Genomic DNA, 13424 nt, shown 5'->3' on the forward strand with positions numbered 1-13424 from the left:
GATACTTCGAACAGCGTCGGGAGGTGGTGCGGCATGGCCCGCACGGTTCCTGCGGTCAGCCGCGCGATGGACATCCTCGAGTTGTTCCTCGACACCGACTCCGAGCTCACCCCCCGCGAGTTCGCCACCCGGCTCGACCTCCCCCGCACCACGGTCTTCGAGCTGGTCAACACGCTCGTCTCCCGCGGCTACCTCAAGCGCGTCTCCGAGGAACCCGCCCGCTACCGGCTCGGGGTCCGCGTCTTCCAGCTCGGGAGCGTCTACTCCGACCGGCTCGACCTGGCCCGGGAGGGCCGCGCGGTGGCGGAGGACGTCGGCGCGCGCTGCGACGAGACCGTCCACGTCGCGGTGCTGGACGGGCACCACGTCGTCTACATCGCCAAGGTCGACAGCACCCGCTCGGTGCGGATGGTCTCGGCCGTCGGCCGCCGCCTCCCCGCGCACTGCACCGCGGTTGGCAAGATGCTCCTGGCCGGCCTCTCGCCCGACGCCGTCCGGGCCCGCCTGCCCGAGCACGAGCCCCTGCCCGCCTGGACCCCGCACACGATCACGTCCGTGCGGCGGCTCGAGCAGGAGCTGGAGAAGATCCGCATCGACGGCGTCGCCTTCGACCACGGCGAGTCCCACTCCGACGTCACCTGCGTGTCGGCTCCCGTGTTCGACCACAGGTCCGAGGCGGTCGCCGCCATCAGCATCTCGGTCCCCACGAGCCGGTGGGACCAGAAGAGCGACACGGCGTGGGTGGAGCTGATCGTCGACGGTGCCGCGCAGCTGTCGCGCCAGCTCGGCGCGGTCGCCCCGTGAGGGTCGGGATGGTCCTGCCGGCGACGGATCCGGGCAGGAGGCCGCTGACGTCGCGCAGCCTCGCCGACGGGGCGCGTCGGATCGAGGAGTGCGGCTTCGACGGCGCGTGGGTGTTCGACGCCGTCGGGCGGGGCTTCGTGCTGCCGGACCCGCTCACCGCGCTGGCCGTTGCGGCGACGGCGACGGCGCGCATCGAGCTCGGCACCTGCATCCTCCAGCTCGGGATCCGGAACCCGGTCGAGGTGGCGCACCGGGTGATGACGACGCACCTCGTGTGCGGCGAACGGCTCTCGCTGGGTGTCGGCGCGGGATCCAGCCGCCCCGACTTCCACGCGTTCGGCCGGACCTACGACGACCGGTTCTCGCGGCTCGGCCACGAGCTGGACGTCGTACGCCGGCTGCTGCACGGCGAACCCGTGGACGGGATCGACCTGACGCCGTGGGAGGCCACCCTCGGCGGCCCCCCGGTCCTGATCGGGAGCTGGACGAGCGGCGCGTGGATCACCCGCGCGGCCACCGAGTTCGACGGCTGGATCGCCTCCGGCGCCCGGGGCGGCGGGCTCGCCGAGGGCGTCGCCCGCTACCGGGACGCGGGCGGTGAGCGGGCGGTCCTCACGAACGTGACCGTCGACCTGGACGTCGTCGGGGGGCACGACGTCCCGGCCGACGAGCCGTTCTCCCTGCGCTGCGGGCCGGCCGAGGCGCGGTCGCGGCTGCGGTGGGCCGCGGACCTCGGGTACACCGATGTCGTGCTCCGGACCGACGACCACACCCCGCGCACCCTCGACGCGATCCGGCGGCTCGTGCCGTGACCCCGCATCAACCTCACACGTCGGCGCGCCACAGCGTCGCGTAGAACATGTCGCGGTTGGGGTAGCGGACCACTCCCCGCACGTGGTTGCGCGTGATGGTGGAGATGTAGCCGCGGCTGATCCAGCAGACCGCCAGGTCCTCGTTCACGATCCGCTCCACCTGCCGGTAGGCGGCGGTCCGTTCGGCCTCGTCGGCGGTGCTCGCCGCGGTCGCGAGCAGGGCGTCGACCTCGGGGTCGGAGTAGCGGCCGTAGTTCGCGCTGCCCCCGGTGCCGAGCAGCCGCTGCACGGCCGGGAACGGCGAGTCGAACGAGCTCACGGTGGTCGTGAGGTCGAAGTCCCCGCTCTGCACGACCTCGGCGGAGTACTGGGCGAGGTCGTAGAGCTGCACCTCCACGTCGATGCCGACCGCCGCGAGCTGGGCCTGGATCAGCTCGCCGAACTGCCCGCGCGCGGTGGTCGACTTCACGGTGACCGACGTGGTGCCGCCCTCGGCCCGGTACTCGTCGACCAGCTGCCTGGCCCGTTCCGGATCGGCCTGCGGCCATGCCTGCGTGGCCGCGTCGGAGTGGAACGGGTTGCCGGGTTCGAACAGGCTCTGCGAGGTGACGAGCTGGTTGCTGTAGAGGCTCGCGGAGAGCGCGCGCAGGTCGAGCGCCCGCACCACGGCCTCGCGCATCCGCCGGTCGTCGAAGGGCGCGCGGGTGACGTTGAAGTACATCAGGTCCCCGGCGTTGCCGGGGCTGTAGTAGACGGTGAGGCTCGGGTCCCGGAGTGCCCGCACCAGCTCCTGGCTGTAGGCGGCGAGGATCACGTCCACGTCGCCGTTGTCGATGGAGGCGTAGCGGCTGTCGGTGTCCGACAACGGGAGGAACTCGATCTCGTCCAGGTAGGGCATCCCCGGTTGCCAGTAGTTCGGGTTGCGCTCCAGGAGCGCGTTCGAGCCCGGGGACCACTCGACGAGCCGGAACGGGCCGGCGCCGACCGGATGGCGCCCGACGTCGTCGCCGTACTGCTCGATCGCGGCCGGCGACATGATCATTCCGAGGGCACCCCAGGACATCGGCAGGGCGAAGAGGATGGGGAACGACCCCAGGGAGCCGTCGAGGACGAACTCGACGGTGAGCGGGTCCGGCGCGCTCATGGAGACGATCCGCTTCGCGAAGATGTGCGCCGGGGAGGACACCGTGTCGATGTGCCGCTGAACGTTGATGATCACAGCCTCGGCGTCCAACGGGTTCCCGTCGGCGAACCGCACGCCCTCCCGCAGCCCCAGGCGCCACGTCACGCCGCTGTCCGGGCTGGACATCGACTCGGCGAGGTAGGGCCGCGCCGTCCCCTCCGGCGTGAGCATCATCAACGAGTCGTAGACCGCGACGGCGACGGGATTGGTGTTCTGGACCGTCGGGTCGAAGCTGGAGACCGCGCGGTCCATCCCGATCCGCAGCGAGCCTCCCGGCTGCGGCGCACCCTCGGCCGCGAGATCCGCGCCCCACGGCTGCACCGCCCCGAGCTGGGTGTCCCCGGCTCCGGGCCCTGGGCCGAGATCGGCGGTCCCGCACGACGCGAGCACCAGTGCACCGGCCGCCGCGACCAGGTAACGGAGGACGCGGGACGGTCGAGGCCGCAACTGCACCATTCGCAACTCCTCGTCGAGTTCGAGCACACAGTCGATCGGCCCCGGCGGCACCGCCTCTTCATATGGGTCGAATGTCCGGGTTCGCGCCGACAAGGAGGCTAGTCACGCGTGACCGGTTCCGGAAACAACGATTGTTCCTGCCGCGCCATAGACAACGCTGATGGTGGTGCGATCAGGCGGTCGCGGCGTCGAGGAACCGCTCGAGCTCGGAACGGATGTCGGGGCCGCAGGGCTGGAACACGATCTCGGTGACGCCGCGGGCGGCGGCCTCTTCGAGCCGGCGCCGGATCCGGTCGCGGGTGCCGCTCATCGTCACGTCCGCCAGCATCGCGTGGCCGCCCGCGTCCCACGCCGCCCGGTCGGCCTCGCTGAGCTCGACGCAGTGTCCGGAGTGGACCGCCAGGTGCCGCTGCTCCCCCGGGTTCCGCTCCACGACGTCCATCCACTCGGCGCCGCCGGGCAGCGCCCGCACGGCCGCAGGACCACCGAACTCGTACGCGCCGTGGTACGCGAGGGCCCAGCCGGGTCCGGCCGCGAGCCGCGCGTGGTCGGTGTCGGTTGCCTCGCCCTCGTCGAGCACCGTGCCCCACACGAGGTAGGGCACCCAGGAGTACTCGCTCGCGAAGTCGGGCAGCTGGAGGGTCACGTAGAGGCCGTCCCCGAGGCGCTTCGCCACCTCGTGGCCCTTCGGCCCCAGCGCGCCGACCAGGATGGGGACGTCGACCGGGCGGGCGGGGGCGTGCCCGTCGGGGTGCAGCATCCGCATCTGCGCGCCCTCCCACTCGACGACCTCGCCCTGCAGGAGCCCGCGGTAGGCGCGGAGGTAGGACTCCATGTAGGCCCAGGTGATCGCGCGGTAGCCCATGGCGCGGCGGCCGGTGAACCCGGTGCCGAAGGAGATCGCGACCCGGCCGGGCGCCAGCGCGGCGAGCGTGGCGGTGGCGGCCGCGTTGACCATCGGGTGCCGCAGGCTCGGGACCAGCACCCCCGGGCCGAGGCCGATCCGCTCGGTCCGCTCGGCGGCCAGTGCGAGCGTCATCCAGACGTCGGGGCTCTGCTGGGGCGTGTCGTAGACCCACGCCCGCGCGTAGCCGAGCCGCTCGGCCAGCGCGATGTTGTCCGGGGAGTCCAGTGCTGTCGGGAATGCGCAGGACACCTCCATGGGGCCCTCCATTTCGCTCGTAGTGCTCAGGGCAGGCCGGCGTGCGGGACGTCGACGTCGACCGCCAGCAGCTGGGCCTCCCGGACCGGCCGGCGTTCGTGCTCGGGGAAGGAGGGGGCGGCGCACAGGTAGAGGGTTCTGCCGTCGGCGCCGCCGAGCATGCAGGCGAAGACCCCGGTCCCGGCCGGGATCTCCTCCTGGATCCCGCCGCCCTCCCGGACCCGCAGGACGCGGTTGTGGAGGGCGTCGGCAACCCAGATCGCCCCCTCCGCGTCCGCGCAGATGCCGTCGGGTGCCACTTCCAGCAGCTCCACGGCCTCGCCGACGTCCTCTGTCTGCGGCGTCTCACCGAACTGCGCCCACACGCGCCGGCCGCTCAACGCGCCGTCGTCGCCGATGTCGAACGCCGTCAGCCGGCCGGCGAACGTCTCGGCGACCACCAGCACCCGGCCGGGCAGGATCACCATCCCGTTGGGGAAACCGAGGTCCTCGGCCACGGTCGTGACGGTGCCGTCGGGGTCGACCCGGGTGAGCGTCGTGTACCGCAACCGGGCCCCGCCCATGAGGTCGAAGCCGAAGTTGCCCACGTAGGCACGCCCGCGGTCGTCCACGAGCATGTCGTTGAGCACGCCGGAGACGGCGCCGGACAGGTCGGCGTGCTCCTCCAGCCGCCCCGACCCGTCCCGGACGAGGACGCGGTGGTCGCGCATCGACACGATCAGCGCTCGCCCGTCGGGCAGGAACCCGAGCCCGGACGGCTGGCCGGGCACCTCGGCCACGACCTCGGTGCCTCCGCGGCCGTCGGTGGACAGCACCTGGTTCGTGTAGAAGTCCGACACCCAGAGCCGGCCCTCGTGCCATCGCGGGCACTCGAGGTAGGAGTACCCCTCGAGCACGACCCGCGGCTGCCGGGTGGACGGCTGCCCTTGCCCCATCGTGACCTCGTCTCCCGTACGTCGTCGTCGGCAGTGCGAAAGGCCTTCTTGTCGGGTTCAGTTACTGAGCGCATAGTTACCGCAGGCTCGGGTCGTGTCAAGGACCCGGCAGAGGGAGGAGGGTCGACCGATGCCGCCGAGCGATCGTCGCCGCGGCGGGCGGCTTCCGGCGGCTGCCGCCGCCGAACTCCTGGCCGGCCTCGAACCCAGCTCGGTGCCGGACCGGTTCTGGCCCGAGGACGCCGCGCCCGTCGCCCGCGCCCTGCTGACCTCGGCCGTGCTGTGCTTCGCCCGCAAGGGGTTCCACGCCACCACCACCCGCGACATCACGGCCGCGGTCGGGCTCAGCCCCGGCGCGCTCTACGTCCACTTCGCCTCGAAGGAGGACGTCCTGTTCGAGATCGCCCGGACGGGTCACGAACGAGCGCTGGAGGCGTTGCAGGCCCGGGCCGGCGAGGGCGACAGCAGGCAGCTCGTCCGGGGGCTGGTGGCCGGCCACGTGGCCTGGCACGCCCGCCACCACACCGTGGCGCGCGTCTGCCAGTACGAGCTGGCGGCCCTCGCACCCGAACACCTCGACGCCGTCCTCGGCCTGCGGCAACGGTTCGCCGTCCTGGTGCGGTCCGCCGTGGAGCGGGGCAGCCGGGAGGGCGTCTTCGACGTGTCCGACGTCAACCGCGCGGTGCGGGCGATCCTGTCGCTGGGGATCGACCTGGTGCGGTGGTACCGCCTCGACGGCGCCGACTCCCCGGAGGACCTCGGCGACTTCTACGCCGAGCTCGCACTCCGGATGCTCGGGACGCGATCCCGTGCTAGTGCAGCACCCGGATCTGGAAGGGGTAGTCGTACGGTCGGTCGTCGGCCGCCCGAATCGCCCCCTTGATGTGGCACCACGCGGACACCACGAACAGCACGATGATCAACGGGATGCCGATCACCGCGCCGATCACGGTGAAGATCAGGATCCAGCTGATCAGGTAGAGCAGCCAGAAGCTCAGGTTGAAGTTGAACGCCCCGGCGGCGGCCCGGCGGGCGAACGGGTCGTTCTTCAGCACCAACCACACGATCAGGGGCCCGAGCAGGCTCAGCGAACCGGCGCTCAGGAGTGCCGCGATCGGCGCCGACAGGTGGGCGAGGATCGCTCCGACCCGGCTGCTCGCGGAGTGAGCCGCGACCGGCGTGGTGTCGGCATCGCGCTGGTAGGGCTCGTAGGGCGACGACATGGTGTCCTCATTTCCTGCGGTCTCATGGGCTCAACGACCGGACCCGTCCCGTCGTGCCCGGGCGAAAGGGACGATCCGGCCGTTGCGGTACGCCTCCCGGCCCCTGACCAGTTCGGTGGCGGCCCGGTCGAAGGCCCCGACCTTGGCGGTCTCGGCGGCGGCCGGCCAGACGAACCGCCACTCGTAGGGCGGGGCGTGGCTGACCCGGGCGGTGGAGACGCGGAGCCGCTCCGCCGCCCGGCCGAAGTGCAGCTCGTCGGCCAGCGCCAGGAAGATCTCGATGTCGCGCCGCTCCACGGTCCCCCACCGCTGCTCCGCCGTTCGTGAATCCCGAGGTTAACGAGCGTTGCGCACTACGCCGTTGATCGCCACCGCCGGTGCGCCGATCGTGGCTGGTGCATCACCGCCACGTCGAGGAGGACCGCCATGAGCCGGCGAAACCGCCAGATCGTCACACTGCTGGCTGCCGTCGTCACGACGGGGCTCACAGCGGGGGTGTTCGGCGACTGGGCCCACACGATCATGCCCGGCCTCGCCACGACCGACGACCGCACGTTCGTCGGCGCCTTCCAGGGCCTCGACCGGGCCATCCAGGGCCCCCTGTTCATGCTCGTCTTCACGGGAGCGCTGTTGTTCACCGGAGCGGCCGCGATCCTCCACCTGCGCGAGAATCGCTCGGTGCTGCCCTGGGTCGCGGTGGCGTTCGGCCTCTACCTGGCGGCGTTCGTCATCACGATGACGGTCCACGAGCCGCTCAACGCGATCATCCGGAACGCGGGCGACCCCACCCGCATCGCCGATCCGACGGCCGTGCGCGACGCCTTCCACGAGGCCCGCTGGGTCGCCTGGCACCTCGTCCGGACCATCGCCACCACCGTCGCCTTCGGGTGCCTCGCCTGGGCCCTCGTCCTGCACGGGCGCGCGACCGCGGGCGCAGCGATCCGCGACACCACGCGCGCCCGAACCGGCCTGACGCACTGATGCACTCGGCAGGCGCACCGTCTTCTAGCAGGCGTCCCGGCTGAGCGAGGTGGGCGCCGGCATCCAGATCAGCCCCAACGCGTCGCGCATCCTGCACCGGTTCGGGCTCGCCGGCGAGCTGGCGCGCACCGGGGTGAAACCGCTGGCCTGGCACCAGCGCCGCTGGGACGACGGCCGCACGCTGCTGCGCTCGCCGCTGGCGGAGCCGTTGGAAGCCACCTGCCCGCCTCCCCCGTCGCGCCGGCACTCGCAGGTGGCCTCCGCGAGCGCCCTGATCAGCAGGATCGGGACATGAACCGCACCCATGCGGCTCATGTCCCGATCGCGCCGATCATGGCGCTCGAACCATGGCCCTGGGTCCCGGCGGCGGTGACCAAGGGCTGATGGTCGCGATCATGGACGCTGCTGCGGGTGCTCCCCGTAGCCCCCTTCCGGGCGGCCGAGGCCGAGAGCCCGGGCCCAGAGCTGCGTCAGCGTGCGCACGAGCGTCTCCTCGTCGAACTGTTCGCCCACCACCAGCCAGAAGTGCACCGTGCTGTTGACCATCGTGACGAGGGCGCTCGCGGTGTGGAACGGCTCGAGGTCGCGGTCGACGAGGCCCGCCTCCTGCATCTTCGCGATGCTGCGCTGTGCGCGGGCGACCGCGCGCTCGCGCACGGCCATGCGCAGCTTGCGCACCTCGGCGTCGTAGGCCGTGACCTGCTCGAAGAGCCCGAGCAGGGCCGCGTTCGCCTTGTAGATCTCCACGAACCGGCGGTTGGAGCGGTCGATGCGCTCCACCGGGTCCGGCTCCTCGCCCGTCGGCTCGCCGCTGCCGGTGTTGGCGTAGAGGACGTCCATCTCCTCCGAGCACAGGGTCCGGAAGATGTCGGTCTTGGACTCGAAGTAGGTGTAGAAGCTGCCGTGCGAGGCGCCGGCCGCGGCCGCGATGTCGGTCACGCGGGCGTCGAGGAACCCGTCCCGCTCGAAGATCTGCCGCGCGGCCACCAGTAGCTGACGGCGGGTGCGCCGGCCCCGCTCGGAGTTCGGCTGGCTCCCGACGGCGGCCCGGCGGACGCTGCCGGTCCCGCCCGTGTCGGTCCGCTCGTTCGTCGGAGTCGTGCTCATCCCGCTGGTCCGTTCGTCGTGTCGGCAGGGCTCCGGAGCCTAGCAATACGACGTCGATGTCGACTTCGTATTGACTTCGACATCGGTGTCAACTTCACTCGGAGGCGTGAGCCAGCGCGGGCCCGAGCAACGCAGCGACGCGGATGCGTCCGGGAGCTCGGCCGCCGCGCGGATCCCCGTGCAGCGCGGGCCGGCCCCGCTCACCGTGGTTCCCACGGCCCCGGAACGCGGCGCCATCGAGCGGATGCTGCGGCCGCGCGGCGTCGCCCTCGTCGGGATCTCGGGCCGGCCGGACAACCCCATGGCCCGGCCGCTGCGCTACCTGACCGAGCACGGGTTCGACGGTGGGATCTACCCGGTCAACCCGAGGTACGACGAGCTCGGCGGCCTGCCGTGCCACGGCTCGCTCGCGCAGGTGCCGGGCCCGGTCGACCTCGTCCTCGCCCTCGTCCCGGCGGCGGCCGCGGTGTCGGTGGTCCGGGAGGCGGGCGCGGCCGGCGCCGCGGGCGTGGTCGTCTTCGCGTCCGGTTTCGCCGAGACCGGGTCCGAGGGCGCGCGGCTGCAGGCCGAGCTCGTGGCCGCGGGCCGCGAGTCGGGCGTGCGCGTGCTCGGGCCGAACTGCCAGGGTCTGCTGCACGTGCCGACGGGTCTCGTCGCCACGTTCACCGCTGCCGCCGACCGGCCGCTCGACCCCACGAGCGGGGTGGCGTACGTCGGCCAGAGCGGCGCGGTGGGCGGGTCGATCCTCGCCCTGGCCGCCGAGATGGGGCTCGGCCTCACCGCGTGGGCGAGCACCGGGAACCAGGCCGACCTCGACCTCGTCGAGGTCGGCTCGACCCTCCTCGACGACGCCGACGTGCGGGTCCTCCTGCTCTACGTCGAGTCCGTCGGCGACGGCGCCGCCTACCTGCGGCTGGCCCGCAAGGCGCGCGATGCCGGCAGGCACCTCGTCGTGCTGCCGTCGGGCCGGTCGAGCGCGGGCCGGCGGGCCGCGGCCTCCCACACCGGTTCGATGCTCGGCGACGACACCGCGTTCGTGCTCGCCTCGGCGCGGCACGGCGCCGTGCTCGTCGACGACGTGGACGAGCTGCTCGGGGTGGCGGCCACGCTGTCCTCGATGCCGCGGGCCGAGGGCAGGCGGGTCGCGATCGTGACGACGTCGGGCGGCGCGGGCAGCCTGGCGGCCGACCGCCTCACCGATGCCGACCTCGACCTGCCCGAGCTGCGCATCAGCACCCAGGACCGGCTCCGGCCGCTCGTACCGTCGTTCGGCGCGCTCGCCAACCCGGTCGACGTCACCGCGCAGCTGTTCAGCCGCGGCGCGCACGCCTTCGGCGACGTCTGCCGCATCGTGGCCGACGATCCGGGCGTCGACGCGGTCGCCGTGGTGCTCACGATGGTGGTCGGCGAGGCCGGCGCCGCGCTCGCCGAGGACCTCGTGAGCACCGCTGCCACGCTCACCAAGCCGCTGATGGTGACCTGGCTCGCGGGGCAGGACCAGACGGCGGAGGGCCGCGCGGTCTACCGCGCCGCCGGGATCCCGGTCTTCCGCTCCGTCGGGGACCTCGCCCGCGCCGCGGCGCTCGTCGCGCCGCCGCGCACACCCACCCCGCCGGCCGCCACACTTCCGCGGCCCACCGCGCCCGCACCGGAGCCGATCAGGGCGCTGCTCACCCCGCGAGCCGGGCAGCCGGACGGCACCGCGCTGCTCGACGCGATGGGGATCGCCCGGCCGGTGTCGGTGGTGGTACGCGATCGGGAGCAGGCACCCGGCGCCGTCGCGGCCGTCGGCGGCCGGGCGGCGATGAAGCTGCAGGCAGGCACGCTGGCGCACAAGTCGGACGTCGGGGGTGTGCGGCTCGACGTCGACGAGGGCGGCGCCGCGGGCGTGTTCGACGAGCTCCTCGCGGCGGCCGCGGCGCACCGCGTCCCGGCGGTCGACGGCGTGCTGGTCCAGGCGATGGTGCCGCCCGGCGCCGAGCTCGTGGTCGGGGCCACCGCGGGGCGGGACGGCTTCCCCCCGCTCGTCACCGTGGGGCTCGGCGGGATCACCACCGAGCTCTACGCCGACGTCACGTCCGGCATCGCGCCCGTCTCGCCCGAGGAGGCGTGGGCGATGCTGCGCGGCCTGCGCGCGTGGCCGCTGCTGGCCGGGTTCCGCGGGGCGCCCCCGCGGGACGTGCACGCCGCCGTCGACGCCGTGGTCCGCGTCGGCCACGCCGCGGTGGCGGCGGGCCCCCTGCTCGCCGAGTTCGAGGTCAACCCGCTCGTCATCGGGCTGCGCGGCGAGGGGGCCACGGCGGTCGACGTGCTCGTCCGCGGCGCGGAGGGCGGGGTCCCCGCAGGCGAGTGACCGGAGCCGACACGAGAGGAAGGGCCGACCGGATGGGCGAGGTTCACCTGGAGCGCAGGGACGGGGTCGCCGTCCTCACCATCGACTCGGTGGAGGTCAAGAACGGCCTCACCCCGGAGATGGGCCGGCAGCTCGCGCAGCTGTGCGACGAGATCGACGCCGACGAGTCGCTCGGTGCGGCGGTCGTCCGCGGAGCGGGCGGCACGTTCTGCTCCGGGGCGGACCGGCGGCGCTGGCGCCCGGGCGTCGACCAGGCCGAGGAGACCGCGTACAACGACACGGGCGCCGTGTACGGGGCCTTCATGCGGGTCGGGGCGCTCGCCGTGCCCTCGATCGCGGCCGTGCGCGGCGCGGCCGTCGGGGCCGGGATCAACCTGATGCTCGCCACGGACATGCGGGTGGTGGCGGACAACGCGCGGATCATGGCCGGGTTCCTGCGGATCGGGCTGCACCCCGGGGGCGGGTTCTTCACGATCGCGGGCCGCACGGCCGGGCGCGAGGCCACCGCCGCGATGGGCCTGTTCAGCGAGGAGATCGACGGCCGCCGCGCCGAGCAGCTCGGGATGGCGTGGCGCGCCGTACCCGACGGGGAGGTCGAGGAGCTGGCCTTCGAGCTGGCGGCCCGGTCCGCGAAGGACCCCGCGCTCGCCCGCCAGGCGGTCCGGTCCTTCCGCACCGAGCTGGGCCCGCCCGGCATCGGCTGGGAGGCGGCGCTCCACTTCGAGCGGGCCACCCAGATGTGGTCCCAGCGGCGACGCAACAGCTCCTGACCGCAATCCCCGGTGCAACGGCGCACGACGAGGAGGAACGGCATGAAGAGGCTCACCGGTCCGGCGATCGTCGGTGTGGTGCTGCTCGCGCTCACCGCCTGCGGCGGCGGCACGGGCGGCGGAGGTCAACCGGTGGACCGGGAGGCGCAGACCGCGGCCTGCCCGGCCCTGACCGACGGCGTGGACCAGAACGCGACGTTCACCTGGATGTACAGCGTCGGCAACACCAGCTTCGACCCCGACAAGATCACCACGAACAACAGCCAGATGTACCTCTACCCCGTCTACGACAGCCTCGTGCACATCGACGAGACCGGTGCGCCGCAGCCGATGCTCGCCGAGTCGTGGCGGCTCGTCGACGACGGCCGGGTCCTGGAGCTCGACCTGCGCGACGGCTGGAGCTACCACGACGGCACGCCGTTCGACGCGGAGTCGGTCAAGGCCAACATCGAGCGGAAGAAGCAGCCCTGGTCCTACAACGCCAACGCGCTGCAGGCCGTGACCGCGGCCGAGGTGGTGGACGCCGACACCGTCCGGCTGGTCACGGGCGGCGGGGCCGGTGCGCTCGTCGGCGTCCTCGGCGGATCGGCCGGGATGATGATGAGCCCGGCGGCGTTCGACAAGCCGGGCGAGGACATCGCCCCCACCGGCGGCTCCGGGGCCTATGAGATGACGAGCTACGTCCCGGGCAACCGCGTCGAGTACACGCCGGTCGCGAACTACTGGGACCCCGGCGCCGTCAACGTCGGCAAGCTCGTCTTCCTGATCTCGGGCGACGACAACGCCCGGCTCAACGCCGTGCAGACCGGCGCCGCCGACGTCACCTTCCTGCGGGCGAGCATGCACCAGCCGGCGATCGAGTCGGGGCTCGTGGTGTGCGAGGCGCCCAGCCTGTCGAGCTACAACCTCACCCTCAACACGGCGCGCTCGGAGTTCGGGAAGAAGGAGGTCCGCCAGGCCATCAACCACGCCATCGACCGGCAGGCGGTCGCGGCGGTGACGAACGGGTTCTGCGAGCCGGGCGTGCAGCTGTTCCCGCAGTTCTACTTCGCGTCCAACCCGGACATCGGGCCGGAGCGCTACCCGTACGACCCGGAGCGCGCCAAGCAGCTGCTCGCGCAGGCCGGGTTGCCGGACGGGTTCTCGTTCGACCTCGAAGTGATCAACCTCGACCTCTACCAGCAGATCGCGGAGGTCCTCCAGCAGAACCTCGCCGAGGTCGGCATCCAGATGTCGATCACGCCGGTCGAGATCGCGAAGCTCGGCGAGGACTTCTCGGTGAACAAGAGCGTGGACGCCACGCTCGCGGAGCAGAAGGCCGAGTCGGACCCGAGCATCCTCACCGCCTCCTACTACCTGGCGGACGGGTTCAACAACCCCGGTGGCCAGACCACCGAGGAGATCACCCGGCTGCACGCCGAGGCGATGAACGGGGCCACCGCCGAGGAACGCGCACCGGCCTACGCGAAGCTGTTCGAGGCCGTCACCGAGGAGGCGTACCCGAACGTCACCCTCTGCCACCTGACCACGCCGTTCGCCATGAACGACACGGTGCGCGGCGTCGAGATCTACGCCGACGCGTCGCGCCAGTTCCGCGGCGTCGGGATCGAACCCGGTCCCTGACCCCAGGAGGAGCGC

14 protein-coding genes are annotated in these 13424 nt (G+C 72.7%); 8 read left to right on the plus strand and 6 right to left on the minus strand.

What is annotated here, in order from left to right; translation table 11 throughout:
* The first annotated feature begins 33 nt into the window (after positions 1 to 33).
* Both ACU436_RS04460 and ACU436_RS04465 read left to right on the plus strand, forming a co-directional pair.
* Positions 34 to 804: an IclR family transcriptional regulator gene (locus ACU436_RS04460; RefSeq protein WP_459021881.1), complete on the plus strand. Its 771-nt coding sequence runs from the start codon at positions 34 to 36 to the stop codon at positions 802 to 804.
* Positions 801 to 1616 (plus strand): LLM class flavin-dependent oxidoreductase, encoded by an 816-nt coding sequence (locus ACU436_RS04465; RefSeq protein WP_459021883.1) that lies wholly within the window; start codon positions 801 to 803, stop codon positions 1614 to 1616. The genes ACU436_RS04460 and ACU436_RS04465 overlap by 4 nt, the downstream gene beginning before the upstream one ends.
* A gap of 13 nt (positions 1617 to 1629) precedes the next feature.
* Here the strand turns inward: ACU436_RS04465 and ACU436_RS04470 are convergent, their stop codons facing one another.
* The 3 genes from ACU436_RS04470 to ACU436_RS04480 all read right to left on the minus strand — a co-directional run bounded on the left by ACU436_RS04470 (position 1630) and on the right by ACU436_RS04480 (position 5352).
* On the minus strand, positions 1630 to 3255 hold the full coding sequence (locus ACU436_RS04470; protein WP_459021885.1) for an ABC transporter substrate-binding protein: 1626 nt from the start codon (positions 3253 to 3255) through the stop codon (positions 1630 to 1632).
* A 172-nt stretch (positions 3256 to 3427) separates the two neighbouring features.
* Positions 3428 to 4417 carry an LLM class flavin-dependent oxidoreductase gene (locus tag ACU436_RS04475; RefSeq protein WP_459021887.1) on the minus strand — a complete coding sequence of 330 codons (990 nt, stop codon included), beginning with the start codon at positions 4415 to 4417 and terminating at the stop codon, positions 3428 to 3430.
* Positions 4418 to 4443: 26 nt separating this feature from the next.
* Positions 4444 to 5352 carry an SMP-30/gluconolactonase/LRE family protein gene (locus ACU436_RS04480; protein WP_459021889.1) on the minus strand — a complete coding sequence of 303 codons (909 nt, stop codon included), beginning with the start codon at positions 5350 to 5352 and terminating at the stop codon, positions 4444 to 4446.
* A gap of 130 nt (positions 5353 to 5482) precedes the next feature.
* Between ACU436_RS04480 and ACU436_RS04485 the strand changes: the two genes are divergently transcribed.
* Positions 5483 to 6235 carry a TetR/AcrR family transcriptional regulator gene (locus tag ACU436_RS04485; RefSeq protein ID WP_459021891.1) on the plus strand — a complete coding sequence of 251 codons (753 nt, stop codon included), beginning with the start codon at positions 5483 to 5485 and terminating at the stop codon, positions 6233 to 6235.
* Here the strand turns inward: ACU436_RS04485 and ACU436_RS04490 are convergent.
* Positions 6165 to 6575 carry a DUF4870 domain-containing protein gene (locus ACU436_RS04490; protein WP_459021893.1) on the minus strand — a complete coding sequence of 137 codons (411 nt, stop codon included), beginning with the start codon at positions 6573 to 6575 and terminating at the stop codon, positions 6165 to 6167. The two genes, ACU436_RS04485 and ACU436_RS04490, sit on opposite strands and share 71 nt — an antisense overlap.
* Positions 6576 to 6605: 30 nt before the next feature.
* Positions 6606 to 6872 carry a helix-turn-helix domain-containing protein gene (locus tag ACU436_RS04495; RefSeq protein WP_459021895.1) on the minus strand — a complete coding sequence of 89 codons (267 nt, stop codon included), beginning with the start codon at positions 6870 to 6872 and terminating at the stop codon, positions 6606 to 6608.
* A gap of 129 nt (positions 6873 to 7001) precedes the next feature.
* Between ACU436_RS04495 and ACU436_RS04500 the strand changes: the two genes are divergently transcribed.
* Complete coding sequence (locus tag ACU436_RS04500) at positions 7002 to 7556, plus strand: anthrone oxygenase family protein (protein ID WP_459021897.1); 555 nt, start codon at positions 7002 to 7004, stop codon at positions 7554 to 7556.
* A 49-nt stretch (positions 7557 to 7605) separates the two neighbouring features.
* Positions 7606 to 7851 (plus strand): hypothetical protein, encoded by a 246-nt coding sequence (locus tag ACU436_RS04505; RefSeq protein ID WP_459021898.1) that lies wholly within the window; start codon positions 7606 to 7608, stop codon positions 7849 to 7851.
* 98 nt (positions 7852 to 7949) lie between these two features.
* On the opposite strand, the gene ACU436_RS04510 is transcribed toward ACU436_RS04505, so the two are convergent.
* Complete coding sequence (locus ACU436_RS04510) at positions 7950 to 8663, minus strand: TetR/AcrR family transcriptional regulator (RefSeq protein WP_459021899.1); 714 nt, start codon at positions 8661 to 8663, stop codon at positions 7950 to 7952.
* A 106-nt stretch (positions 8664 to 8769) separates the two neighbouring features.
* Between ACU436_RS04510 and ACU436_RS04515 the strand changes: the two genes are divergently transcribed.
* Genes ACU436_RS04515 through ACU436_RS04525 form a run of 3 tightly spaced genes read left to right on the plus strand, consistent with a single transcriptional unit; the run spans position 8770 to position 13409 of the window.
* A complete protein-coding gene (locus ACU436_RS04515) occupies positions 8770 to 11016 on the plus strand; it encodes an acetate--CoA ligase family protein (protein WP_459021901.1) in 2247 nt (748 codons plus the stop codon).
* Positions 11017 to 11048: 32 nt separating this feature from the next.
* Positions 11049 to 11786: an enoyl-CoA hydratase/isomerase family protein gene (locus ACU436_RS04520; RefSeq protein WP_459021903.1), complete on the plus strand. Its 738-nt coding sequence runs from the start codon at positions 11049 to 11051 to the stop codon at positions 11784 to 11786.
* Between the two features lie 42 nt (positions 11787 to 11828).
* Complete coding sequence (locus ACU436_RS04525) at positions 11829 to 13409, plus strand: ABC transporter substrate-binding protein (protein ID WP_459021905.1); 1581 nt, start codon at positions 11829 to 11831, stop codon at positions 13407 to 13409.
* The last annotated feature ends 15 nt before the right edge of the window (positions 13410 to 13424 follow it).

Source organism: Pseudonocardia wallangbongensis (assembly GCF_054486945.1).